The sequence below is a fragment of the Pseudoalteromonas sp. T1lg76 genome (assembly GCF_002964725.1).
Classification (GTDB): Bacteria; Pseudomonadota; Gammaproteobacteria; order Enterobacterales; family Alteromonadaceae; genus Pseudoalteromonas.
In genome coordinates, this window is the sequence record NZ_PQCE01000005.1 from 82,880 (window position 1) to 106,603 (window position 23,724).

Annotated in this window: 19 protein-coding genes; 5 read left to right on the top strand and 14 right to left on the bottom strand. The window is 50.4% G+C overall.

All coding sequences use genetic code 11. The annotated features are described in order from the left end of the window. Positions 1 to 2: 2 nt before the first annotated feature. Genes C2M35_RS01425 through rppH form a run of 3 tightly spaced genes read right to left on the bottom strand, consistent with a single transcriptional unit; the run spans position 3 to position 3,691 of the window. Positions 3 to 809 (bottom strand): sulfite exporter TauE/SafE family protein, encoded by an 807-nt coding sequence (locus tag C2M35_RS01425; protein ID WP_105200732.1) that lies wholly within the window; start codon positions 807 to 809, stop codon positions 3 to 5. Positions 810 to 866: 57 nt separating this feature from the next. Continuing rightward, positions 867 to 3,155, bottom strand: coding sequence for a phosphoenolpyruvate--protein phosphotransferase (gene ptsP / locus C2M35_RS01430; protein ID WP_105264452.1), 2,289 nt, complete (start codon positions 3,153 to 3,155; stop codon positions 867 to 869). 14 nt (positions 3,156 to 3,169) lie between these two features. Then, positions 3,170 to 3,691 carry an RNA pyrophosphohydrolase gene (gene rppH / locus C2M35_RS01435; protein ID WP_105213697.1) on the bottom strand — a complete coding sequence of 174 codons (522 nt, stop codon included), beginning with the start codon at positions 3,689 to 3,691 and terminating at the stop codon, positions 3,170 to 3,172. 436 nt (positions 3,692 to 4,127) lie between these two features. Between rppH and mutH the strand changes: the two genes are divergently transcribed. After that, positions 4,128 to 4,796, top strand: a complete 669-nt coding sequence (gene mutH, locus C2M35_RS01440) for a DNA mismatch repair endonuclease MutH (protein ID WP_105213698.1) — start codon at positions 4,128 to 4,130, stop codon at positions 4,794 to 4,796. Positions 4,797 to 5,104: 308 nt separating this feature from the next. Here mutH and eno read toward each other — a convergent pair whose 3' ends face one another. From eno to rlmD, 5 genes are all read right to left on the bottom strand, one after another. Then, a complete protein-coding gene (eno, locus tag C2M35_RS01445; RefSeq protein ID WP_105200735.1) occupies positions 5,105 to 6,397 on the bottom strand; it encodes a phosphopyruvate hydratase in 1,293 nt (430 codons plus the stop codon). 122 nt (positions 6,398 to 6,519) lie between these two features. Continuing rightward, entirely contained in the window at positions 6,520 to 8,154 is a 1,635-nt protein-coding gene (locus tag C2M35_RS01450) for a CTP synthase (protein WP_105200736.1), read from the bottom strand. Positions 8,155 to 8,288: 134 nt separating this feature from the next. Further along, a complete protein-coding gene (gene mazG / locus C2M35_RS01455; RefSeq protein WP_105264453.1) occupies positions 8,289 to 9,056 on the bottom strand; it encodes a nucleoside triphosphate pyrophosphohydrolase in 768 nt (255 codons plus the stop codon). After that, complete coding sequence (relA, locus tag C2M35_RS01460) at positions 9,053 to 11,218, bottom strand: GTP diphosphokinase (RefSeq protein WP_105264454.1); 2,166 nt, start codon at positions 11,216 to 11,218, stop codon at positions 9,053 to 9,055. Before relA ends, mazG begins: the two co-directional genes overlap by 4 nt. 8 nt (positions 11,219 to 11,226) lie before the next feature. Further along, entirely contained in the window at positions 11,227 to 12,537 is a 1,311-nt protein-coding gene (gene rlmD / locus C2M35_RS01465; RefSeq protein ID WP_105264455.1) for a 23S rRNA (uracil(1939)-C(5))-methyltransferase RlmD, read from the bottom strand. 80 nt (positions 12,538 to 12,617) lie between these two features. On the opposite strand from rlmD, the gene barA reads away from it, so the two are divergent. From barA to C2M35_RS01485, 4 genes are all read left to right on the top strand, one after another. Further along, complete coding sequence (gene barA / locus C2M35_RS01470; RefSeq protein WP_105264456.1) at positions 12,618 to 15,377, top strand: two-component sensor histidine kinase BarA; 2,760 nt, start codon at positions 12,618 to 12,620, stop codon at positions 15,375 to 15,377. A 668-nt stretch (positions 15,378 to 16,045) separates the two neighbouring features. Further along, on the top strand, positions 16,046 to 16,465 hold the full coding sequence (locus C2M35_RS01475) for a hypothetical protein (RefSeq protein WP_105200742.1): 420 nt from the start codon (positions 16,046 to 16,048) through the stop codon (positions 16,463 to 16,465). A 102-nt stretch (positions 16,466 to 16,567) separates the two neighbouring features. After that, positions 16,568 to 17,107, top strand: coding sequence for a hypothetical protein (locus C2M35_RS01480; RefSeq protein ID WP_105200743.1), 540 nt, complete (start codon positions 16,568 to 16,570; stop codon positions 17,105 to 17,107). A gap of 144 nt (positions 17,108 to 17,251) precedes the next feature. Beyond that, positions 17,252 to 17,518, top strand: a complete 267-nt coding sequence (locus tag C2M35_RS01485; protein ID WP_105200744.1) for a hypothetical protein — start codon at positions 17,252 to 17,254, stop codon at positions 17,516 to 17,518. Between the two features lie 398 nt (positions 17,519 to 17,916). On the opposite strand, the gene pdxJ is transcribed toward C2M35_RS01485, so the two are convergent. The 6 genes from pdxJ to lepA are packed head-to-tail and all read right to left on the bottom strand — an operon-like array spanning position 17,917 to position 23,680. After that, positions 17,917 to 18,648: a pyridoxine 5'-phosphate synthase gene (pdxJ, locus tag C2M35_RS01490; protein WP_105190570.1), complete on the bottom strand. Its 732-nt coding sequence runs from the start codon at positions 18,646 to 18,648 to the stop codon at positions 17,917 to 17,919. Between the two features lie 6 nt (positions 18,649 to 18,654). Continuing rightward, a complete protein-coding gene (gene recO, locus C2M35_RS01495; RefSeq protein WP_105213705.1) occupies positions 18,655 to 19,350 on the bottom strand; it encodes a DNA repair protein RecO in 696 nt (231 codons plus the stop codon). 4 nt (positions 19,351 to 19,354) lie between these two features. Further along, positions 19,355 to 20,266, bottom strand: coding sequence for a GTPase Era (era, locus tag C2M35_RS01500; RefSeq protein WP_105200747.1), 912 nt, complete (start codon positions 20,264 to 20,266; stop codon positions 19,355 to 19,357). Beyond that, on the bottom strand, positions 20,256 to 20,933 hold the full coding sequence (rnc, locus tag C2M35_RS01505; protein WP_105200748.1) for a ribonuclease III: 678 nt from the start codon (positions 20,931 to 20,933) through the stop codon (positions 20,256 to 20,258). The genes era and rnc overlap by 11 nt, the downstream gene beginning before the upstream one ends. A gap of 2 nt (positions 20,934 to 20,935) precedes the next feature. Then, entirely contained in the window at positions 20,936 to 21,871 is a 936-nt protein-coding gene (lepB, locus tag C2M35_RS01510; protein ID WP_105264457.1) for a signal peptidase I, read from the bottom strand. A 21-nt stretch (positions 21,872 to 21,892) separates the two neighbouring features. Beyond that, a complete protein-coding gene (lepA, locus tag C2M35_RS01515; RefSeq protein ID WP_105200750.1) occupies positions 21,893 to 23,680 on the bottom strand; it encodes a translation elongation factor 4 in 1,788 nt (595 codons plus the stop codon). Positions 23,681 to 23,724 lie beyond the last annotated feature (44 nt).

Here is a 23,724-nt window from a genome sequence, read left to right on the forward strand (position 1 = left end):
GCCTAGCTAAACACCATACGTAAGGCGATGATCACCAGCAGTAAGGCGAAGATTTTTTTAATATGTGAAACGGGTAAATAATGCGTAGCGCGCGCACCAAAGGGGGCCGTAAACCAGGACGTAGCAACTATGCCGGCCAGCGCGGGAACATAAACAAAGCCAACAAAACCATCGCCGATGTCCTGCACCTGCCACCCGGAGGCAATGTAACCCAAGCAGCCAAACAGCGCAATGGCAATACCACTGACCGCGGCGCAGCCAATGGCCTTTTTCATGTCTACGGAAAAGTAGTTAAGCAAGGGTACGAGAAGCGCGCCACCGCCAATGCCAATCAACCCGGACAGTGCGCCGAGAACCGAGGTTGAACCCAAGATCACCACATCGGATGGCATGGGTCGGGTGCTGGTCGCCCTATGGCTGGAATAGATCATCCGCATAGCGATAAATATGACCGCCACGGCGAAAATTGCTTTCAGTCCCTGCTGGGGTATATAGCTGGCCATAAAGCCGCTGATCAGGGCGCCGGTAGACACACCAAACAGTACCGCTGGCGCCACTTCCCACGGCACATTTTGGTTGCGATGATGGGCCAGAGCTGAAGACGTTGAGGTAAATAAAATAGAGGCCAGTGAGGTGGCAATGGCTATTACCAATACATGTTCAACATCGGTGACATTAAAATGCACCAGCAGCGCACTGAGCGCGGGTACAATAAGCAGGCCGCCACCTATGCCTAACAGACCGGCGAGAAAACCCACCACACTTCCTAACGCCATGCACAAGATAAAAAGCCAAATAAGATCTGCCATGTATTTTACTTATTCTGTTTTCTTATATGATGAATATATCAGGTTATAAAGAGGATTTCATTGCTTGCCATCATCGTCTTTTTGTCGATATAACAATTGCCCTAGGCCCTGTTCAAGCATGAAATCCCGCACTAAACGGTGCACCTGTTTGGCATGGGCGGCGCTTAAACATTGTGCCAGTAATTGCTTACACTTCTTAAGGCCAACGCGGCGGATAACCCACTTCACCTTATGCAGGGCGCTAAAGTTCATACTTAAGCTGTCAAAGCCCATGGCTATCAACAAAATGGCTCCTTCCGGCTCACCGGCCAGCTCGCCACACAAACTAAAGGGAAAGTTGGCAGCCTGACATTGCTCGGCAATACCGTTTAAGGCGCGCAGAACCGCCGGGTGGTAACAATCGAAGAGATTGGCGACGCGGGAATTTGCTCTGTCCACCGCCAGCAGATATTGAGTCAGGTCGTTGGAGCCGACGGAACAAAAGTCCATTTTGGCGGCAAACTCATGCAGCAAGTACATGCTCGATGGCACTTCGATCATCACCCCAATCAGGGGCTTGTCGATATAGCTGAATTCGTGTGGGAAGTCCTGTTGCAGCTCATAATAAGCGCGCTCAAGCAGGGCTAAAGACTCATCGACCTCCCCTACTTCGCTAACCATGGGCAAGAGAATACGCAGGTTACCCAGGCCGGAATTGGCCTTGATCATGGCCTTAAGCTGATCGAGAAACAACTCGGGATGATCTAGGCTCACGCGAATACCGCGCCATCCCAGAAAAGGGTTTTCTTCCTGAATATCAAAGTAGTCAAGCGCCTTATCACCGCCTATATCCAAGGTGCGCATGGTGACCGGGGCCGGATGATAACTGTTGAGCACCTGGCGATACCATTGCTCTTGTTCATGCTGGGAGGGAAAGGTGCCTTTTTGCATAAACCAGGATTCGGTGCGATACAGACCCACGCCGTCGCAATAACGGGCGCTGTCGAGCTCGGTTTGTAGATCCAGACCGGCATTGAGCATCAGGTCGATGGCCTTGCCATCCAGAGTGGTCGAAGGCAGATGGTATTCCGACTCAAACTGGTCGTGTAACTTGGCGTCGCGGTGCTGAATTTGCGCATATTCTTTTTTCAGCGCCTCGCTGGGGCTAAGATACACCCGCCCGGCATAGGCATCGATGATCAGCTCTTTATTGTCGAACTGTAACAGCGGAATATCGTTAATGCCCCACACCGTGGGGATATTAAGGGCGCGCGTCAAAATCGAGGCATGGGAGTTGGCGGCGCCATGAACACTGACCACCCCTTTTAAGCGCTCCTTGGGCACCTGCGCTAACATGGCCGGAGTCAGGGTATGGGCCACTAAAATGGTATTTTCCGGATAAGGCTTGGTGGCCTTTTCGGTATTGAGCAGATGAAACAGCACCCGCAGGCCAATGTCTTTTACATCGACGGCCCGCTCTTTAATATAAGGGTCCTGCATGGCGTTAAATTGCTGCACCAATCGCTCTATAACCAGCTTTAAGGCGCTTTTGGCACACCAGCCATCGGCAATTTCCAGCTCCACATCGCGACCCAGGCTGCGAGCATCGAGCAATTGCAAATAAACTTCAAAAACAGCTACCGCCTCGCTCGGCAGATGTCCTTGCATGGACACAGCCAGAGTGCTGAACTCCTTACGGGTGGCTGCCACTGCCTGTAAGAAGAGTTGCTTTTGTTTGAGCTTATCCTCTTCCTTGCGCAGCTCCACGGACGAAAAGTCGACTTTAGGCAGCACCACATAGGCATGGCCCTGAGCGATACCGCCGGAGCTGGAGATCCCCTTGAGCATGGTCGAGCGATGACTGAGGTCGTCCTGCTGCAACAAGGTTTGTATCTGTGCAACCGCCAGTTGCGGCGCCAATTGCGCCGACAAGGTGATCAAAAAGGATTCTTCGTCTTCACTAAATACTCTGGCCGCCGTCTGCTGCACCACAATAACCCCTAGCACCCGTTTTTGATGCACCACGGGCACGGATAAAAAGGCGTTATATTGCTCTTCTTGAACAAGATCTGAGGTTATAAAGTGCGGGTGTGACTTGGCATAGGCAAGGTTGATCGGTTCTTCACGCTGAGCCACCAGACCCACCAGGCCTTCGGTAAAGCCAAGGCGAAACTTACCCACGGCGGCGGGGTTAAGGCCATCGGTGGCCATCAAGACAAAGTTATCCTGGCTGTAATCGGCAAAATAGATCGAACAGCACTCGGTCTTCATCGCCTTTTTGACCTGGCTGACAAACACCATGAGCGCGCTTTCCAAGCTCGGCTGCTGAGCAACTTGCTCGACGATGGCGCGCATGGTGGCAAGCATATTGAAAACTCTCCTTAACGGCGGTTACGCCACTGCCCCTGGGGCGCTGATTCCTTGCGATTAAATGGCATCGCAATAGGAGCAAATTCTTTCATTACCCGGCGGTAGACGTCGCGTTTAAAGGCCACGACCTGGCGCACAGGATACCAGTAACTCACCCAACGCCAATCATCAAACTCCGGATGATGGGTTTTCAGCAAGTTTACGTCTTCGTCTTTGCATTTTAGTTTCAGCAAGAACCATTTCTGCTTTTGGCCAATACACACAGGGCTCGAATCGCGGCGTATTAACCGTTTCGGTAGTTTATAACGCAACCAATGACGCGAGCTGGCAATCACCTCAACATCTTCTGGTAGCAGTCCCACTTCTTCATGCAATTCGCGGTACATGGTTTGCTCTGGCGTTTCGCCATCATCTACCCCGCCTTGTGGAAATTGCCATGAATGCTGGCCGTAACGGCGGGCCCAAAATACCTGCCCCTGATTATTGCAGATTACGATTCCGACATTGGCACGAAAACCTTCGGCATCAATCACCTTAGTGCCTCTTTTGTAAGTCGATTTTTATCGATTGTTCCACAATCACCAATTGACAGCAAATAATATTCGCAATTAACACCAAGTTACTCACATGTTGTGCATAACTTTTAATAACTACGGATAAAAATAAAACAAATCCACAATCAGCAGGCCAAAAACAGTATTTCTCCACAGATTCTGTGGATAAATGTGTTTATACATCTGTATTTTGTGGATTAAAACACCACACCAATTGTATTAAATCTTAATAGGCAATGAAATAACCAATTAAAATCAATGGGTTACAAATAAAACCAAAGCAAATAGGTGAGCAAAAAAGCACCCAATTTTTTCTGCTCAAAATAGCAACACCCTTGCTCACTGTACCGAACAAGACTAGGAATTCACCGCGCCTTTGTTACAATCAGGCCTCCACAGCCCTTATCGAGCAGCCATGATTTCTCCACCTACTAACCTTGCCCAATTACGTCAGCGCGTCGATGCCATTGCCGGTATGACCCTAGGGGCGCTTGCCGAGCAATACGGTTTTAAAACCCCGGAACATTTGCAGCGAGAAAAGGGCTGGGTTGGGCAATTGTTGGAATATGTGCTTGGGGCTACCGCTGGCTCTTTGCCGGAACCGGACTTTCCCGCCCTTGGTGTGGAATTAAAAACCTTGCCCATTTCCTATCAGGGCACGCCGCTGGAAACCACCTTTGTCAGCGTCGCCCCCCTTACACAGGTGACCGGGCTGAGTTTCGAGCAAAGTACCGTCTATAAAAAGTTGTGTCATGTATTATGGCTGCCGATCTTGGCCGAGCGCGATATTCCTGTGGTGGAACGAGTGATAGGCAGTGGCTTTTTATGGCAACCCAATGCGCAGCAGTTCGCCCAGCTGAAGCGGGATTGGGAGGAACTCACGGAGATGGTAGCTCTGGGGCAGATTGAGCAGGTCAATGGCCATTTTGGCGAGGTGTTACAACTGCGCCCCAAGGCCGCCAACAGCAAAGCCCTGACCGCCGCCATAGGCAAAAATGGCGAGCGCATTCAGACCCTGCCACGGGGCTTTTATTTAAAAACCCAGTTTACCCGGCAGATCCTCGCCCAACAGTTTCAACCTTAAATTCATTTGTAGGTCGGTGCTTTGCGCCGACAATGCCAATGAATGTGCAATTTGTCGGGGTGAACCCCGACCTACAACGACATATCGCTTGTGACACCTTTGTCGGGGTGAACCCCGACCTACAACGACGTTTCGCTTGTGGCACCTTTTGTCGGGCTGAACCCCGACCTACAACGACATATCGCTTGTGGCACCTTTGTCGGGCTGAAAGCCCGACCTACAACGACATGGTGATAAGGGTGCTCCAAACAGGCATAAAAAAACCGCGGTAAGACCGCGGTTTTTTTTATTGGCTAAATAAGCTGGGCTTATTGGCCTTTGATTTCAGAACGGCCTTTATAAACCGCTTTGTCACCAAGTTGTTGTTCGATACGTAGTAGCTGGTTGTACTTAGCTACACGGTCTGAACGACATAGTGAACCAGTTTTGATCTGGCCAGCAGCAGTACCTACCGCAAGGTCGGCGATTGTCGCGTCTTCGGTTTCGCCACTACGGTGTGAAATAACCGCAGTAAAGCCGGCGTCTTTAGCCATCTTGATTGCATCAAGCGTCTCAGACAGTGAACCGATCTGGTTGAACTTGATAAGGATAGAGTTACCAATGTTCTCGTCGATACCACGCTTTAGGATCTTAGTGTTGGTTACGAATAGATCGTCGCCCACTAGCTGTACCTTGTCGCCAATCTTATCGGTTAGAATTTTCCAACCCGCCCAGTCGCTTTCGTCCAGGCCGTCTTCGATTGAAACGATAGGGTAACGTGCCGCTAGGTCTGCAAGGAAGTCGGCGAAACCAGCCGAGTCGAATACCTTGCCTTCGCCTTTAAGGTCGTATTTACCATCGTGGTAGAACTCTGAAGAGGCACAGTCTAGCGCTAGGGTTACGTCTTTGTTTAGCTCGTAACCGGCAGCAGCAACGGCTTCGGCGATCACTTCCAAGGCTTCTTCGTTTGACTTAAGGTCAGGTGCAAAACCACCTTCGTCACCTACCGCAGTGTTTAGGCCGCGTGCGCTTAGTACTTTTTTCAGGCTGTGGAAGATTTCCGCACCCATGCGTAGCGCTTCGCTGAAGCTAGGAGCGCCTACCGGCTGAACCATAAACTCTTGGATATCAACGTTGTTATCCGCATGCTCACCACCATTGATGATGTTCATCATAGGCACAGGCATTGAATACTGGCCAGATGTACCATTGATGTCGGCGATGTGTTCGAATAGCTCAACACCCTTGTCCTGAGCTGCCGCTTTAGCGTTTGCTAGCGATACCGCCAGGATGGCGTTTGCGCCTAGCTTTTCTTTGTTTTCGGTGCCATCAAGCTCAAGCATGATGTTATCGATTGCACGCTGCTCAAGCGCATTTTGGCCTTTAAGGGCGGCGGCGATTTCGTTATTTACATAACCTACGGCCTTCAATACACCCTTACCCAGGTAACGGCTCTTGTCGCCATCGCGTAGCTCAAGCGCTTCACGTGTACCGGTTGAAGCACCAGAAGGTGCACAAGCACGACCCCAAGCACCGCTGGCTAGGTATACTTCGGCTTCAACAGTTGGGTTACCGCGTGAGTCCATAACTTCACGGCCAATCACTTTAACAATTTCTGACATCTCGAATGATTCCTCTTGTCCCAGGTTTAGTACTCCCTCCCCCCGGGGCCGATTCTTGGCGCCTCTGGGCAAGGGGTATAAAAACGAAAAAGCCGTGCATGGGCACGGCTTAGTACGATCGATTACGAAGACTGCTTCTGGAAGCTGTGTGCAGCCGCCACGAAACCTTCAAATAGTGGGTGACCATCACGTGGCGTTGAGGTGAATTCCGGGTGGAATTGCGCCGCAATAAACCAAGGGTGATCTTTGTTTTCAATGATTTCCACCAGCTTCTTATCTTCGGAAAGACCGGTGAACTCAAGACCCGCTTGCTCAAGCTGCTCAACATAGTTGTTGTTCACTTCATAGCGGTGACGGTGACGCTCAACGATTTGATCATTGCCGTACACTTCACGTACCTTTGAACCTTCTTTCAGATGACAAAGCTGAGCGCCAAGACGCATGGTGCCGCCTAAATCAGACGCTTCGTCACGTACTTCTACGTTACCGTCTTTATCAAGCCATTCGGTGATAAGGCCCACTACAGGATGCGGCGAGTTGGTATCGAACTCGGTTGAGTTAGCGCCTTCAAGACCGGCTACGTTACGCGCGTATTCGATTAGCGCCACCTGCATACCTAAACAAATACCCAGGTAAGGTACCTTGTTTTCACGGGCATACTTGGCCGCCATAATCTTGCCTTCTACACCACGACCGCCGAAGCCGCCCGGTACCAAGATGGCATCAAGACCTTTCAGCAGGTCTACGCCCTTGCTTTCGATGTCTTGTGAGTCAACGTACTGGATATTAACCGTTAAACGGTTTTTCAAACCGGCATGCTTAAGGGCTTCGTTAACCGACTTATAGGCATCCGGTAGTTCGATGTATTTACCCACCATACCGATAGTCACTTCACCAGTAGGGTTCGACTCTTGGTAAAGTACTTGTTCCCACTCGGATAGATCCGCTTCCGGGCAATCCAGGTAGAAACGACGACAAATGATGTTGTCCAGATCCTGCGACTTAAGCAGCGCCGGGATCTTATAAATGCTGTCTACGTCTTGTAGCGAGATAACCGCTTTTTCTTCAACGTTAGTGAACAGGGCAATCTTGGCACGCTCATTACCCGGTAGTTTACAGGCCGAACGACATACTAGGATGTCTGGCTGAATACCGATAGAACGCAGCTCTTTTACAGAGTGCTGAGTCGGCTTGGTTTTCACTTCGCCCGCAGGGCCTAAGAATGGCACCAGCGTTAGGTGCATAAACAAGGCGCGCTCGCGACCGATTTCGGTACCAAGCTGACGAATGGCTTCTAAGAAAGGTTGTGACTCGATGTCACCTACGGTACCGCCGATCTCAACGATGGCAATATCATGACCTTCTGCACCTTCAACTACACGACGTTTAATGTCGTTAGTGATGTGCGGGATAACCTGAATGGTTGCACCCAGGTACTCACCACGACGCTCGCGACGAAGAACATCTTCGTATACACGACCTTGGGTGAAGTTGTTGCGGCTGGTCATCTTGGTGCGAATGAAACGCTCATAGTGACCAAGGTCAAGGTCCGTCTCTGCACCGTCTTCGGTAACGAACACTTCACCGTGTTGAATTGGGCTCATGGTGCCCGGATCAACGTTGATATAAGGATCCAGCTTTAAGATTGTGACTTTTAAGCCACGTGCTTCTAAGATCGCTGCCAATGATGCAGCAGCAATACCTTTACCCAACGAGGAAACCACCCCGCCTGTAACGAAGATAAATTTTGTACTCATGCGAACCCTAAGATATCAGGAAATGGATTAAATTATAGAATCAAGACGGGGCGATAGTATAGCAAAGCCCCCTCGGCCAATCCAGCTAAAATTAATCTCGAAGAGCGCCCTTTTGGGCACCCGAGGGAGCACCCTCACTCGTGCTCTTTTACCGCCTGCCAGGCCGCTTCCATCTGCTCTAGATCGGCGTTTTCCAGGTTTAGGCCTTGAGCCGCCAGTTGTTCCTCGACGCCATTAAAACGTCGGCTAAACTTGCGGTTGGCCTGACGCAGCAGCTGCTCCGGGTCACGACCCAGGTGGCGGGCAACATTTACCGTGGCAAACAGCAGGTCGCCAATTTCCTCAGCGCAGTGCTCGCTATTTGGGTCATGCTCTATGGCCTCGCGCACCTCAAGCACTTCTTCGGCGACCTTGTCCAGAGCACCATCGACACTGGGCCAGTCAAAGCCTACGGCGGCAACACGCTTTTGAATTTTATTAGCAGCGCTGAGCGCTGGCAGGTTGGCGGGAATGTCATCGAGCAGATGCGCCTGCCCCTTGGCCTGGCGCTCCTGATGCTTGCGGGTTTCCCAATTATCACGGAGGTTGCCATCGGCAAAAATATGAGGGTGGCGCTGTTTTAACTTGCTATTGAGCTCGGCAACCACGGCATTAAAGTCAAATAGTTGTTGCTCACTGGCCAGCTGGCTGTAAAAGATGACCTGAAACAGCAAGTCACCCAGTTCCACCTTGAGTTCATCAAAGGCACCGCGCTCTATGGTGTCGGCCACCTCATAGGCCTCTTCCAGGGTGTGCGGCACTATGGTTTTAAAGGTTTGCGCCAAGTCCCAGTCACAACCGGACTCAGGGCAGCGCAACTTGGCCATTATGGCCTGTAGCTCGGCAATGGTGTTGTGACTCATCCACCGGCTCCCACACGAGAGGCATCATACACGCCTTCAATTTGCATCAGCTTAGTCAGTAAGCGGTTGGTACTGCTTAAATCCGACACCGCAATCTTCATATTGAAAATCGCCAGCTGTTTCTCGTCCACCGTATTCACATTCATGCTCAGCACATTGACCTTTTCATTGGCCAGCACCGAGCTGATATCACGAATAAGGCCCTGGCGGTCATTGGCTTCTACCTTAATAGAGAGTGCAAAATCGCTGCTGGTTTTTGCCGACCAGCTGACCTCGACGATGCGCTCCGGGTGGCGCTCCTGTAAGGTGGCGAATTGCTCACAGTCGCTGCGGTGCACCGCAATGCCCCGGCCCTGAGTAATATAACCACAAATGGCATCGCCGGGCACCGGCTCACAGCAGCCGGCCATATGACTCATCAGGGAGCCGACACCTTCCACCACTATGCCGTTTTTATCCGCCTTGGTGCTGCGACTGGGCTGTTTAAACTTAATTTGCGGCTCAGGCTCACCCTTGTTTTGCACAAAGTTCAACAGTTGGTTTAGACGCACATCGGCGGCGCCTATGGCAACCAGCAGGTCATCCAGATTGGTGAAGTTAAAGCGCTTAATAGCCGGGTCGAGATCCTTGTAGGTAAGATCCAGCTTCTGCAGCTCGTTATCGAGTATGTCTTTACCAGCCTGCAGGTTTTTATCCCTGTCGAGCTGTTTAAACCAGTGATGGATTTTCGCCCGTGCCCGTGATGAGCGAATATAGCCAAGGGATGGATTGACCCAGTCGCGGCTCGGATTCGGCTCTTTCTGGGTAAGAATTTCCACCTGATCGCCGGTTTGCAACTGATAGGTAAAAGGCACAATTTTGCCAAATACCTTGGCACCAATGCAGCGATGGCCAACATTGGAGTGAATATAGTAGGCAAAGTCCAACGGCGTGGCGCCATAGGGCAAGTCAAAAATATCGCCGCGCGGGGTAAAGACATAGACCCTGTCTTCCACCACCTGGTTTTTCAGTTCATCTGCCAGGTCTGTGCCGTCGACCACTTCCTCTTGCCATTGCAGAATCTTTTGCAGCCAACTGATTTTTTGCTCATAACCGCTGTCGCGACCGCCCAGCGCTCCTTCTTTATACATCCAGTGCGCGGCCACACCGAGCTCGGCATCCTCGTGCATCTGCGCGGTGCGAATTTGAATCTCCACGGTTTTGCCCTCGGGGCCAAAAACCACGGTATGAATGGACTGATAACCGTTCGGCTTAGGGGTGGCGACATAATCGTCAAATTCTTTAGGCAGATGGCGCCAGCTGGTATGCACCACACCAAGGGCGCCGTAACAGTCCTGAATTTTATCCACCACGATACGCATGGCGCGAATATCGAAGAGCTGGTCGAACTCATAGTTCTTTTTGCTCATCTTCTTATAGATGCTGTAGATATGCTTAGGGCGGCCATAGACCTCGCCCTTAATGCCGACTTCGTCCAGCTTGGTTTGCACCTGCTTGACCATGTCGCGCATATATTCTTCGCGGTCGAGACGCTTTTCTTCTAATAACTTGGCGATGCGTTTATAGGTTTGCGGGTGCAAATAGCGAAACGCGAGATCTTCGAGCTCCCATTTCAGCTGGCCAATACCCAAACGGTTTGCCAAAGGGGCAAAAATATTACTGGTTTCCTTGGCCGCTATGACCCGCTCTTCTTCGCTGGCATCTTTCACCTCGCGCAGATAACACACCTGCTGCGCCAGCTTGATCACTACGGCACGCACATCTTCGACCATGGCCAGCAGCATGCGGCGGATCTTATCCACCTGCACCTGGCCGCTTGAGGCATGAGCCAGGGTGCTGATGGTGGCCATTTGCTCCACCCCGGTCAGCAACAGGCCGACATCCTTATTAAAGGCCTCGCTAACATCACTGATAGCGATTTTATTGGCGATAAAATAGGGCGTCAGGTAGGCGGTGGCCAGGGAGGTTGCATCAAGGTTGAGTTGCGCCAGAATTTCCACCATTTCCAACGCCAATCGGTCGCTGTCGGCATTGCGGTGCTCACCGCAGTATTCGGTGGCCGCTTTGACCAACTGATACTTGTCGTCACTTAACGCCAGCTGCTTTAAGGCGCTGTCGAAGTTTTCGATATCGGTGCGATGCGACTGTCTTGTTGCCACCATGGCGGACTCTACCCCCGTGTAAATAATGCCATTGTTTCGATATGACCTGTGTGCGGGAACATGTTCATAATTCCCAGTTTATTGAGCGAAAAACCCGCTGCCAGTATCGTTTTGCTGTCTCTTGCCAGAGTAACGGGATCACAAGACACGTACAAGACGCGTTTGAACTGTTTGAGCGGTAATTGCGCAAGTATGGCCTCGGCGCCCATACGCGATGGATCAAGCAGCAACACATCGAGGTTTTTATCAAACCAACTCGCCTGCGCCAAGGGCTCGGTTAAATCAAAACAATGAAACTGACAATTATCCAATTCATTGGCCTTGGCATTTAACTGAGCATAGTCCACAGCCGAGGCCACGCCCTCAACACCGACCACTCTTTTTGCCTGCTTAGCTGCCAGCAAGGAGAAGTTGCCGACACCGCAAAACAAATCCAACACCTGCTCGTCGGCGCCTAACGCCAACCACTGCATGGCCTGGCTAAGCATCTGCTCGTTCACCTCGGCATTGACCTGAATAAAGTTATCCAGGCCGAACTGCAAGGACAGTTCACCTTGTTTAATATGATAGCTGGCCGCCGGTAGCGCCTGCTCGGCGCTGTGCTGCCAAACCAAGGTCCAGTCATGCTCGCTGGCGGCATCCTGTACTAGTTGCTGCACCTTGTCGACGATGGCCTTAGTATGTCGTACTACTATGTAATGGGTGTCTTCTGTGGCCACCAGCTGTAAATGCGATACTGAGCGCAGCGCCGGATGCTGCTCTATCTGAGCGCGGAAAAATGCAAAGACCGCATCAAAGCCCTGCTCCAACACCGGGCAGTGTTCGATATTAACTATCTGCTTGGAACCTTGCTGGCGAAAGCCCACCTGCAGGCCGCGATTCTTATCATGGAAAATACTGATACGGGCGCTGCGGCGATAATGCCAGGGCTGACTTTCGATGGGCGCCTGCCAAGGTAATTCGCTTTGGCCGGTAAACTTGGCAAAAAGAGCGCCCACCGCCTGCTGCTTGGCATCCAGCTGGGCCTGCAACTCAAGATGCTGCAAGTTACAGCCGCCGCATTGATGATAATGCTGGCACATGGGCTTAACCCGCGCTGCGCTGGGCTCAAGCACCTTAATGCATTGGCCCTCTGCGTAGCTTTTCTTATCGGCATTAATACGTGCCAGAACGCGCTCACCTGCCAGGGCTCCATTAACAAAAACAACCTTGCCGTTATTTTTTGCCACGCCGCGCCCATGGTGATCCATACTCTGGATGCTCAATTCTTGCGTTTGATTTTTAACTTGTTTTTTACTTGGCTTAAAAAAGTTCGCCATGCCCCGCCCTAATTTACATTGATAAAGATCGGTGTAAGCTATAACCTAAACTTAACACAGTCTCATTTATTTGTTTGCTTATGAACCGACTAGGCCTTCGGGATTCAGTCCTGATCCTGACCTTGGTGCCTACCGTGGTGATTGGTCTATTGCTCGGCGGCTATTTTACTATAAATCGCTACCTGGAGTTGGATGAATTTCTCATCGAGCAAGGCAGCACCATAATCGAGCCATTAAGTATTGCCATAGAGCAACCCTTAGTTAAAAACGACAAGGCTACGTTAGAGCGCATAGCTCGCCATATTCACAATATGCACTCGCCGCTTGTAAAGTCCGTGGCCATTTTTGACGCCAGCGATTCCTTGGTGGTGACCAGCAATTTACATCGCAATTTTGACCGTCTGACTACTATTCCCCCCGAGGTGCATCAGAGCCTGAATAAGGCCATTCACGACGATGAATTTTTAATTTTTTATCAGGGCGTACTCAACCCCAATACCCCCAGCCATTTGCCGTTTCAAACCGCCGGCACTGTGATGGTGCAATTTAACCGCCAGGCCGCGGTAATAGAGCAACAAAGAGCCATTTTAATCAGTGCCGCTGTGATCTTATTAGCCATCGGCTTTGCCGTGGTGCTCTCCATTCGTCTGAGCCGTATGATCACCCAGCCCTTGTCACGTTTGGTACGCGCTACCGGCGAAGTAGCCCGGGGCGAAGTGCCGCAAAACATTACCCAGACCATGCAGGGCGAGCTGGAGCAGCTGCGCTTAGGCCTAGTGAGCATCACCGAATATATGGCCGATGAAAAAGACGAAATGCAGCGTCATATCGACCAGGCCACCGCCGACTACCAGGAAACCCTAGAGCAGTATGAGACCCAGAATATTCAGCTCAATATCGCCAAACGCGAGGCCCTGGCTGCAAACAAGGTTAAGTCCGACTTCCTGGCGAAGATGAGTCACGAGCTACGCACCCCGCTTAATGGGGTTATTGGCTTTGCTCGCCAGCTTTATAAAACGCCGCTTAATAAGAGCCAAAAAGATTACCTGGATACCATAGAGGCCTCGGCCAACAGCCTGCTTAGCATCATCAGCGATATTCTCGACTTCTCCAAACTTGAAGCCGGCGCCATGGAGCTCGAAAGCATTCAATTCCAATTGCGCGATGCGGTGAACGAGGTGCTGACCCTGCTCGCCCCCGGCGCCCATGAGAAAAACCTGGAGCTGTCGATTCATGTAAACCCCAATGTGCCCGAGCAACTGTTTGGCGACCCAACCCGCTTTCGACAAATTCTTACCAACCTGGTGAGTAACGCCATTAAGTTTACCGAGCAGGGTGAGATCAATATAGATATTAGTAGTCGCCTGCTGGCCGATGAGCGCACCTCCTTGTTGATCTCGGTAAAAGACACCGGCGTCGGCATTGCCATGGATAAACAAGACACCTTGTTTACCCCCTTTGGCCAGGCCGACTCCAGCATCACCCGTAAGTTTGGCGGCACCGGCCTGGGGCTTATGATCACCAAGCATTTGGTTGAAGCCATGGGCGGACGCATCACCTTGAACAGCGCCCCGGGTAAGGGCACCTGCTTTACTTTTAATGCTGTGTTTAAGCTGCCGGACCATCATTTCCAAACCGAACTGCCCTGCGGCTCCTTAGCCACTAAGCGGGTGCTGTATTTCGAGCAAAATGAGCACAGCTACATGGCCACCAGCAGCATATTGCATGCTTGGGGTGTGCATGTAAGCGGCTGTCGCAACCTGGAAGAGCTAGAGCAAGTACTCACCGGCTCCTTTAAATTTGATATCTGTGTACTTGGCGATGCCGGCGGTGTCGAGTCCATGGCGCTGATGAAACAGCTCATTTCCATGGTGCGCCCACACAGTGACTATATCTATTTGCTGCTCAATACGGTGTCGCATAATATGCGCGAGGCCTTAGTGGGCAGTGGTGCCGATGGCTGCCTCAGCAAACCCATTAATCATCGCAAGTTTTGCGAAATGATGGCGGCGCCCTATCGTCTTGATCACCCCACCATTCACACCCAGGACCGCAAGGCCAGCCGCCTGCCGTTAAAAGCCTTGGTAGTGGACGATAACGATGCCAACCTGAAACTGATCTGCGCCTTGCTTGAAGAGCAGGTGGAAGAGCTGGATACAGCCCATAACGGTGCCCAGGCGGTGGAGGTCTGTAAAAGCCATAAATACGATATGATCTTTATGGACATACAAATGCCGATTATGGACGGCATTACCGCCTGTAAGCTCATTTGCGAGTCCTCTCTCAATGAAGACACACCAATCATAGCCGTGACCGCCCACGCCCTAAGCGGAGAGAAAGAGCAGCTTAAGGAAGTTGGCTTTGCCAGCTACCTGACCAAGCCTTTGGACGAGGACATGCTCCACGAAGTACTTATGGAGCACGGCGCCGATCATAAGCGCCTGCGCGAGCGCCACGTCAACAAGAGCCCCCCAAGCACACCTCCCTTTGCCAGCAATGGCCTGAACTGGGATCTGGCTCTGCAACGCGCCGGTGGCAAGGAAGACCTGGCCCAAGAAATGCTCAACATGCTGCTGCTCAGCATTCCGGAAACCGTCAGCCTGATAGAAGAAGCCATGACCGCCAAGGATCACCAACGCTTACTTTCTATCATCCACAAGTTCCACGGCGCCTGCTGCTATACCGGCGTGCCGAAGCTGAAAAAGCTCGCCGAGCTGATTGAAACGGCCATGAAGGAGCAGGCCAGCATCAATGATATCGAGCCCGAGCTGCTGGAATTGCTGGATGAGCTCAGGAATTTGCTGACGGATGCGGGGTTGGAGAAGAACAACTCGTTGTGACCGCTGGTGTGATTACCATCAACCCAAGGGGGCCAGCCCCCTTGGCACCCAGGTTTTGGATGAGTTTCCTGCTCGCAAATAACAAGGCCGGTGCTTTGCTTCTAGATTAGGAGGCAATTAAGTAACACCGCGCTACGTATTGAGATCTTGTCGGGTCGCCGACTTCGACTTAGAGGAAATGCTTGTCCATTTCCTCTAAGAACTCCTAGGACACCCCAGCATTTGCTTGATTCTTCGCCTGTCGGTGTTGCTAACGCACCCGGCGAAACTCGGCTATCCCTGCCTCGATTCGCCTAACTTGACCATCCCAGGTCAAGTTGTACTACCAACCCCACCATGCTCAGCGCAAATGCACGGGGTCTAACTGATGCATCTGCGTATCTAATTTAGATTATCGTAACCTGTTAGATGGCTAAGAGCGAATAGCTGACGCCCATCCTTCCACCGAAATCACTGTGTATACATCCATCATCGATGAGTTTCTCCCATAGTCAGGAAAACGACCCAATCGGTCGTTTTTGTCGTGTCCAGGTTTATAGCAATGTAGCGTAACTTCAATGCTGGTAAGTACTTCCTAAATTTGTTATCTATGGTTATAGGACAAAAACGAGACAGATTGCAGTAGAAAAACGACCCAATCGCTCGATATTAAATTGTTAGGCATCAACATGAAGTTCGAGTTTTTACGAAGCGATTGGGTAGGAATTGGGATTGGTTCAGTCATGGGCCTCTATCAAGGTATTGTGGTATTTGATAGTGAGATTGGTCGCGGCTTAGAAAACGCAGCTATTTTGCCGGTGGTTCTTTTCGGTTTGTTCGGCCCCCCGATTTTGGCTTTGCTAAATAGGTTTTTACCCATGCCAATGCCAGGCACGTACAGAGCAATTGGTAAGTACGTCAATACAATTTTCTTAATGGTTGCATTCGGCATATTTACCGGGTTATCTGGTTTTACCTATTATTGGTTGGTAGGCGGCCCAGACAGTGTTCTGTTTTTGCTGTCTTTCTTTAGTTCAGCCGGGGTAGGCTTCTTCTTTGCTTATCTAATTTATCCTGAGCTAGCATTTAGGCCAGAGTCAAATGCCTAACAAATCAATCAAAGGCGCCCCTTCGGGGCTGGACCTCCACTTTGCGGCTTCGCCGCTGCGTGGAGACCCTTTATTGAGGCGTTATGTGAAAGGGGTAAATTCGTGAAGTCAGTATTTAAATACTTAGGTATTGGTGTTCTTTTAGGTCTGGGAATATCTATTGTTGATGAAGCACACTATCACCTAAGTAAAAAAGATCGATTGAATGACTTCGAAGATGCTATGGAAAAAGCGCAGCAGTTAAGAGAGTCGATGACAATCAGCTCTGATGAACTGTTTTTAAGTGATATTCCTGATATGTATTATGACCCGAGCCATGATTTATATTTCAGCATTCAAAGTTATAAAGATATGGGCGATGTGATAGAGATTTCAGGTGTTATAAGTAACAAAGGTAGTAGTACTTGGAAGACTGTGGAGGTTGATTTTGAGGCATATACAGATGAAAAAAAACTAATTGCTAATTGCTCAGCTTGGACTGGTCAACTTGTGCCTCTAAGCACCGATGGTGTTGTAGTACGTTGTGATAAGGTTCAGGAATTTATTTCACAGCCTATATCTGAAGTAACTATGCAAATCAGGTGGAATTTTCATGGAGAACGTGTAATTTCACATAACAAACCACTGAAACGGGACTTGTAACAGTTGGCTTGGCTCCGCTTCGTTTCACATTTTATCCAACAATTACTCACCTCTTGGTGAGGCGTTAGCAGACAAGAGGAAAGAGCTATTAATAAGGAATGGTTTGCATTAGTTCTGCCCACATTTTTTTTAGGTTTCTTCTGGGTGTACTTTTCGTTATTTCCAGCGCTTTATGCTAATTCGGTACTGCCCAAAAAGTTAAAGCAGCTCATCGAGAGTCTTAGGGAGTATGAAGGAACGCCGAGTGCTACGATTATTCCAATGGCATTGTTCTTACCAGTACTGTTCTTAGGTTTTGTTGTTGGCTATTTCCAGAGTAAATCCTCTGACTCAGCAACAAAGTGGATGGGGCATTTTGCAGCCTTTTTAGGCTTGGGGTTTTATTATGGACTGTATCGTCTTTTTGCGTAAGTCTGCTAACAAGACACTTATCGGCCCATCAGCAAATTCTGAAGTAACAGGTATCGACCTTCCCGTTTGGATTCGCGCAGGAGAAATCAGCTTTTGTTGTGGAGTGTGCTTGCAACAACGGAGCATGGAGGCGGAGTTAGGTTTATCGAGGTAGGACACCTCGTTAAACCGCGTTGAAAGCTAAGCGGAACGTTTAACAAAACGCTGAGTTCGGAAGCATAAGCGAATCACGGGTGTCCTAGGAGTTCTTAGAGGAAATGGACAAGCATTTCCTCTAAGTCGAGGTCGGCGACCCGACAAGATCTCAACAAAAACAAAAAAGCCGGCGATAAACACCGGCTTTCCAAAGAAAGTATCTCAATATCAAAACGCCATCAGCGTCCTGACCCCCTTCCCTCTTAGGCCCGCGCCTCTAGCATCAGACGTTTCATATCACGTACGGCCTTTTCCATGCCATCGATGGCCGCACGGGCGATGATCGCATGGCCAATGTTAAGCTCGTAAATCTCAGGCATTGCTGCGATAGGCTTTACATTGTGATAGTGCAAGCCATGACCGGCGTTAACCACCAGGCCTTGAGCATGGGCATATTGTACGCCAGCGCGAATGCTCTCAAGCTCTGCCGCTTGCTCGGCGTCGTTTTCGGCATCGGCATAGGCGCCGGTGTGAATTTCGATATAAGGGGCACCGGCTTTGACGCTGGCGTCAATTTGCGCTTCATCGGCGTCGATAAAGAGGCTCACCTTAATACCGGCATCGCTTAAACGTTTTACCGCATCGGCCACCTTGTCGTACTGCCCTACTACATCCAGGCCGCCTTCTGTGGTCAACTCTTCACGCTTTTCCGGCACCAGGCAGACAAAGGCCGGTTTTACTTCCAGGGCAATGGCGAGCATTTCTTCGGTGACCGCCATTTCTAGGTTCATGCGTGTTTGTATGGTGTCTTTCATCACATAGACGTCACGGTCTTGAATATGACGTCTGTCTTCACGCAGGTGAATGGTGATCCCGTCGGCACCGGCATGCTCGGCGACTGCGGCGGCATGGGCCGGATCCGGATAAGTGGTGCCACGGGCCTGACGTAAAGTGGCGATATGGTCAACGTTAACGCCTAGTAGAATCTCTTTCATGCTGCCTTACCTTGATTTAAATAGTTCTCTGCTTTTTAGTGGTTTGTTGCCAAGCAAGGGTTTGAGTATATAACGACAAAAATGCTTGGCCGCCCTTTGTATTTGCGGCTCGGAAAAATCATAACGGGCAAACGCGAGAATATGCGCACCGCTAAAACCGTAACCCTGCACCGGTTGTGCCTGGCGTACCCAACCCTGCTCGGGATAGTAATCGTATTGTCCTTTGGCATCAATGGCATCGCCCTGATAGTCGCTGTCAAAGTTGACGCCATAGCCCAGGCTCTCCAGCAGCTGCAACTCATAACAGCGTAAACTGGCACCCAGATCTTTAGCTCCTGCGAGTTCCTGCAAGTGCTGGGAATAGAGGGAGAATATCTGCTCCAGAGGCTCATTGATGGGGATGATGCGCGCCGCCAATTCATTCATATAGAAGCCGCAATAGAGCTTGTCGCCGCGCAGTGGCTCCAAGGCGGTGTCGAGTTCAAAGTGTTGCAGGTATTTGAGCTCGCCATTGCCTTGATAGCGAATAAGGAGTGCTTGGAATGGTTGTAACTGGGCTTTGTGTTTGATCGCCTGCTTACCGCTTAGGCGCGCTATCATGCGCATCAGGCCGCGATTTTCGACCACAAAATCGACCAGCCATTGCGAGTCGCTAATGGCCCGTCGATGCAGTAAAAAGGCGCGCTCAAAGCCCGCATTCATGGGCTTAGTCTTCGCCGTAACCTAGGCTACGCAGGGCGCGTTCATCGTCCGCCCAACCCGATTTCACCTTGACCCACAGCTCAAGAAACACCTTGTTGTCGAGCATATCTTCGAGATCGCGACGGGCTTCACGGCCGATGGTTTTCAGCTTTTCACCCTTGTTACCTATGACCATGCGCTTTTGCGTTTCGCGCTCAACCAGGATCAGGGCGTTAATTTGCCATACGCCGTTGTCTTGCCATTTAAACTGCTCGATTTCCACGGTCACAGAATAGGGTAACTCGTCTCCCATAAAGCGCATTAGCTTTTCACGCACGATCTCCGCCGCCATAAAGCGCATGGAACGGTCTGTAACATAGTCTTCCGGGAAGTAAAATTCGCTTTGTGGTAAGCGCTTACGCACTTCTTTTTTGATCAGGTCAAGATTGCGATTATTCTTGGCGGAAACCGGAATAATACCGGCAAAGTCGCCTTTTTCACTGAGCCAGAGCAGATGCTTGGGGATCAGTTCCTGGTCTTTCACCTGATCGGTTTTATTCATCACCAAGAGCACGGGTGTTTTACCGGCACAGACCTTGTTCAACACCATTTCGTCGTCATTGGTCCAGTGCGTCCCTTCAACCACAAAGATGATCAGCTCAACGTCACCGATAGAGCTTGAGGCGGCGCGGTTCATTAAACGATTAATGGCGCGCTTCTCTTCCACATGCAGGCCCGGGGTGTCCACATACACGGTTTGATAATTATCTTCGGTATGAATGCCCATAATGCGGTGGCGCGTGGTTTGCGGTTTACGCGAGGTAATACTCACCTTCTGCTCAACAATTTTGTTCAACAAGGTTGATTTACCTACGTTCGGGCGACCTACTATGGCCACCATACCGCAATGCGTTTGTGTGTGCGTATCAGCTGTCATTCTTTAATATCTTTAAGGCTTTTTCTGCGGCTTTTTGCTCCGCCTTACGGCGCGAACTGCCCACAGAGATAATACTTTCCATCCCTTCAACGATACATTCAACCGTGAACGTCTGGTTATGCGCCTGACCCTTGGTATCGATCACCGTATAACCCGGCAGGGGTAACTTACGGGCCTGTAAAAACTCTTGTAACAGAGTCTTAGGGTCTTTTTGATTCATTCCCGGGGAAATAGAGTCCAAGCGCGAGGCGTACCATTGCAGTACCAAGTCGCTGCAGGTATCGATATCTGAGTCCAGGAATACGGCGCCAATAATGGCTTCTACCGCATCGGCCAGGGTCGACTCGCGGCGATAACCGCCGCTTTTAAGCTCACCCGGGCCCAGGCGCAGGTACTCGCCCAGGTTAAACTCAAGGCCAAATTCGGCCAGGGTTTGGCCGCGCACTAAAGTTGAACGCATGCGGCTCAAATCGCCCTCGCGCGCCTTAGGAAACTTGTGATACAAGGCGTTGGCGATGACAAAGCTTAAAATCGAGTCACCAAGAAACTCCAGGCGCTCGTTATGCTGGCCCTTATGGCTGCGATGAGTCAGGGCTTGCTCAAGCAAGCCCTGGTCAATAAAGCTATATCCTATTTTACTGTACAGTTCTGTTACGTTTTTCTTCATTGTTACTGAATATTACCTAAGCGTTCAAAGCGAACACTGGTTGGCACCCAACTTGGCAAGAAGTCATCGGCTGTGTTTTCAAATTCAAAACTCATCCAAATAAAGACCGCTTTACCTACCAGGTTAGGCTCTGGAACGAATCCCCAAGCGCGACCGTCTTCACTATTGTCGCGGTTGTCGCCCATCATAAAATAATGACCTTCGGGAACAACCCACTCGTCAATCTTGGTGCCTTGTTGTTGGTAGTACTTGCTCTTAAACTCAGGCAGTCTTGGGTTTATTAAAATATCATGCTTAAGGCCGTCGAGGTCTTCTTCAAGACGCACAAGTTGCTGGCTCCCTTGCATAAACTCATCTTTATTAATTATATCTAGTGCAATTTTATTGTATTCGCCACAAAGCAAACTGCCCTGATCGGCCTGGCCTTGCTCACAATGCGGTTTGATATACAGCTGCTTGTTGCGATACACAATGGTGTCGCCCGGCAGACCGATAACACGCTTGATAAAGTCCAGCTCAGGCTTAGGCGGAAACTTAAACACCGCAATATCACCACGCTCCGGTTTGCCGGTAGCTACCAGCTCAGAGCGCCATACCGGGTCCTTAATACCGTAAGAGTATTTTTGTACCAGGATAAAGTCGCCCACCAACAGAGTTGGCATCATGGAGCCCGATGGGATCTGAAACGGTTCGAACAAAAACGAACGAAATACGGTAATGATGGCTATCATGGGGAAAATCGACTTGGCATGCTCGGTAAGCACAGGCACAGGAGCGATTTCCTCTTTTAATTCCTCGTCCAGCGGCTTACCACTGGCGCCCTCTGCAAGCGCAATAAGCTGCTTGCGCTTGGGGGCATAAACCAGATGATCTATCAACCAGATCAGGCCCGAGGCCAGGGTAAGTAGCACTAAAAATATGGAAAAATATCCAGCCATCAGTGGTGTCCTTTATTGTTATTATTTGCCGACTTTCAAAATCGCCAAGAAGGCATCTTGAGGAACTTCAACGTTACCCAGCTGCTTCATGCGCTTCTTACCTTCTTTCTGCTTTTGCAGTAGCTTTTTCTTACGGCTTACGTCACCACCATAACATTTGGCGATTACGTTTTTACGAAGCTGTTTAACCGTTGAACGGGCAATAACATGGTTGCCGATAGCCGCCTGAATGGCGATATCGAACATCTGACGTGGAATAAGCTCACGCAGTGCTTCTGCCAGTTCACGGCCACGGCCTTGGGCGTTGTCACGGTGACAAATAATGGCCAGGGCATCAACGCGGTCGCCATTGATAAGAATATCCACACGTACCATGTCGGCGGTGCGGAATTCTTTAAAGTTGTAATCCAGTGATGCGAAACCACGGCTGGTTGACTTCAGCTTATCGAAGAAGTCCATTACCACTTCACCCATGGGCAGCTCGTAAGTCACCGCTACCTGGTTGCCGTGATAGTTCATCTTGGTTTGCATACCGCGCTTTTCAATACACAGGGTAATGACGTTACCCAGGTACTCTTGCGGTACGAGAATATTGGCTTCTACGATAGGCTCACGAATTTCAAGAATGTCGTTTACCGGTGGCAGCTCAGACGGGTTATCGATTTGAATCGTGCCATCTTTGGTTACCACCTCATACACTACGGTCGGTGCCGTGGTGATAAGGTCGATATCGTATTCGCGCTCCAGACGCTCCTGGATGATTTCCATGTGTAGCATGCCTAAGAAGCCACAGCGGAAACCAAAGCCCAGGGCCGTTGAGTTTTCAGGCTCGAAGAACAGCGAGGCATCGTTCAGACTCAGCTTATCAAGGGCATCGCGGAATGATTCATACTCGTCTGAAGAAATAGGGAACATACCGGCGTAAACCTGCGGCTTAACGCGCTGGAAGCCTGGCAGGCGTTCTTGTGCTGAATTACGCGCCAGGGTGATAGTATCGCCCACAGGAGCACCGTGGATTTCTTTAATACCGGCGATAATAAAGCCTACTTCGCCCGTTTTCAGCGCACCCGTGGTGGTCTGCTTCGGAGTGAAGATACCTACTTTATCGGCAATATGAACTTGCTCGTTCGACATGATCTTGATCTTGTCGCCGGCTTTAAGCTCACCTTGCATAATACGTACAAGTGACACAACGCCCTGGTACGGGTCGAACCAAGAATCAATAATAAGTGCTTTTAGCGGGCCATCCACGTCACCTTGCGGCGGTGGAATATCACGCACGATTCGCTCTAGTACGTCATCGATACCGATACCGGTTTTGGCGCTACACTGCACCGCATCTGTGGCGTCGATGCCGACAATGTCTTCAATTTCTTCGGCAACACGATCAGGATCGGCCTGCGGCAGGTCAATCTTGTTCAAGATTGGCACCACTTCCAGGTCCATTTCGATGGCGGTGTAACAGTTGGCCAGGGTTTGTGCTTCAACACCCTGACCGGCATCAACAACCAGCAGCGCGCCTTCACAGGCCGCCAGAGAGCGTGATACTTCGTATGAGAAATCCACGTGTCCCGGGGTGTCGATAAAGTTTAACTGGTAGGTTTCACCATCTTTGGCGGTGTAGTTAAGAGTTACGCTCTGCGCCTTGATGGTAATACCGCGTTCACGCTCAAGCTCCATTGAGTCCAATACTTGCTGCTGCATTTCGCGGTCGGTTAAGCCGCCACACACTTGGATCAAACGATCGGACAGGGTCGATTTACCATGGTCGATATGGGCGATAATCGAAAAGTTACGGATATGCTTCATAAATTGGATTCTGACTTCTTAAAACTGAGCTCGGGTAAACAAAG

Coding starts and splice junctions, on each gene's coding strand:
- C2M35_RS01425 (WP_105200732.1), bottom strand. CDS start 809: ATGGCAGATCTTATTTGGCTTTTTATCTTGTGCATGGCGTTAGGAAGT.
- ptsP (WP_105264452.1), bottom strand. CDS start 3,155: ATGCTTGCCACCATGCGCGCCATCGTCGAGCAAGTTGCTCAGCAGCCG.
- mutH (WP_105213698.1), top strand. CDS start 4,128: ATGATTTCTCCACCTACTAACCTTGCCCAATTACGTCAGCGCGTCGAT.
- eno (WP_105200735.1), bottom strand. CDS start 6,397: ATGTCAGAAATTGTTAAAGTGATTGGCCGTGAAGTTATGGACTCACGC.
- C2M35_RS01450 (WP_105200736.1), bottom strand. CDS start 8,154: ATGAGTACAAAATTTATCTTCGTTACAGGCGGGGTGGTTTCCTCGTTG.
- mazG (WP_105264453.1), bottom strand. CDS start 9,056: ATGAGTCACAACACCATTGCCGAGCTACAGGCCATAATGGCCAAGTTG.
- relA (WP_105264454.1), bottom strand. CDS start 11,218: ATGGTGGCAACAAGACAGTCGCATCGCACCGATATCGAAAACTTCGAC.
- rlmD (WP_105264455.1), bottom strand. CDS start 12,537: ATGGCGAACTTTTTTAAGCCAAGTAAAAAACAAGTTAAAAATCAAACG.
- barA (WP_105264456.1), top strand. CDS start 12,618: ATGAACCGACTAGGCCTTCGGGATTCAGTCCTGATCCTGACCTTGGTG.
- C2M35_RS01475 (WP_105200742.1), top strand. CDS start 16,046: ATGAAGTTCGAGTTTTTACGAAGCGATTGGGTAGGAATTGGGATTGGT.
- pdxJ (WP_105190570.1), bottom strand. CDS start 18,648: ATGAAAGAGATTCTACTAGGCGTTAACGTTGACCATATCGCCACTTTA.
- recO (WP_105213705.1), bottom strand. CDS start 19,350: ATGAATGCGGGCTTTGAGCGCGCCTTTTTACTGCATCGACGGGCCATT.
- era (WP_105200747.1), bottom strand. CDS start 20,266: ATGACAGCTGATACGCACACACAAACGCATTGCGGTATGGTGGCCATA.
- rnc (WP_105200748.1), bottom strand. CDS start 20,933: ATGAAGAAAAACGTAACAGAACTGTACAGTAAAATAGGATATAGCTTT.
- lepB (WP_105264457.1), bottom strand. CDS start 21,871: ATGGCTGGATATTTTTCCATATTTTTAGTGCTACTTACCCTGGCCTCG.
- lepA (WP_105200750.1), bottom strand. CDS start 23,680: ATGAAGCATATCCGTAACTTTTCGATTATCGCCCATATCGACCATGGT.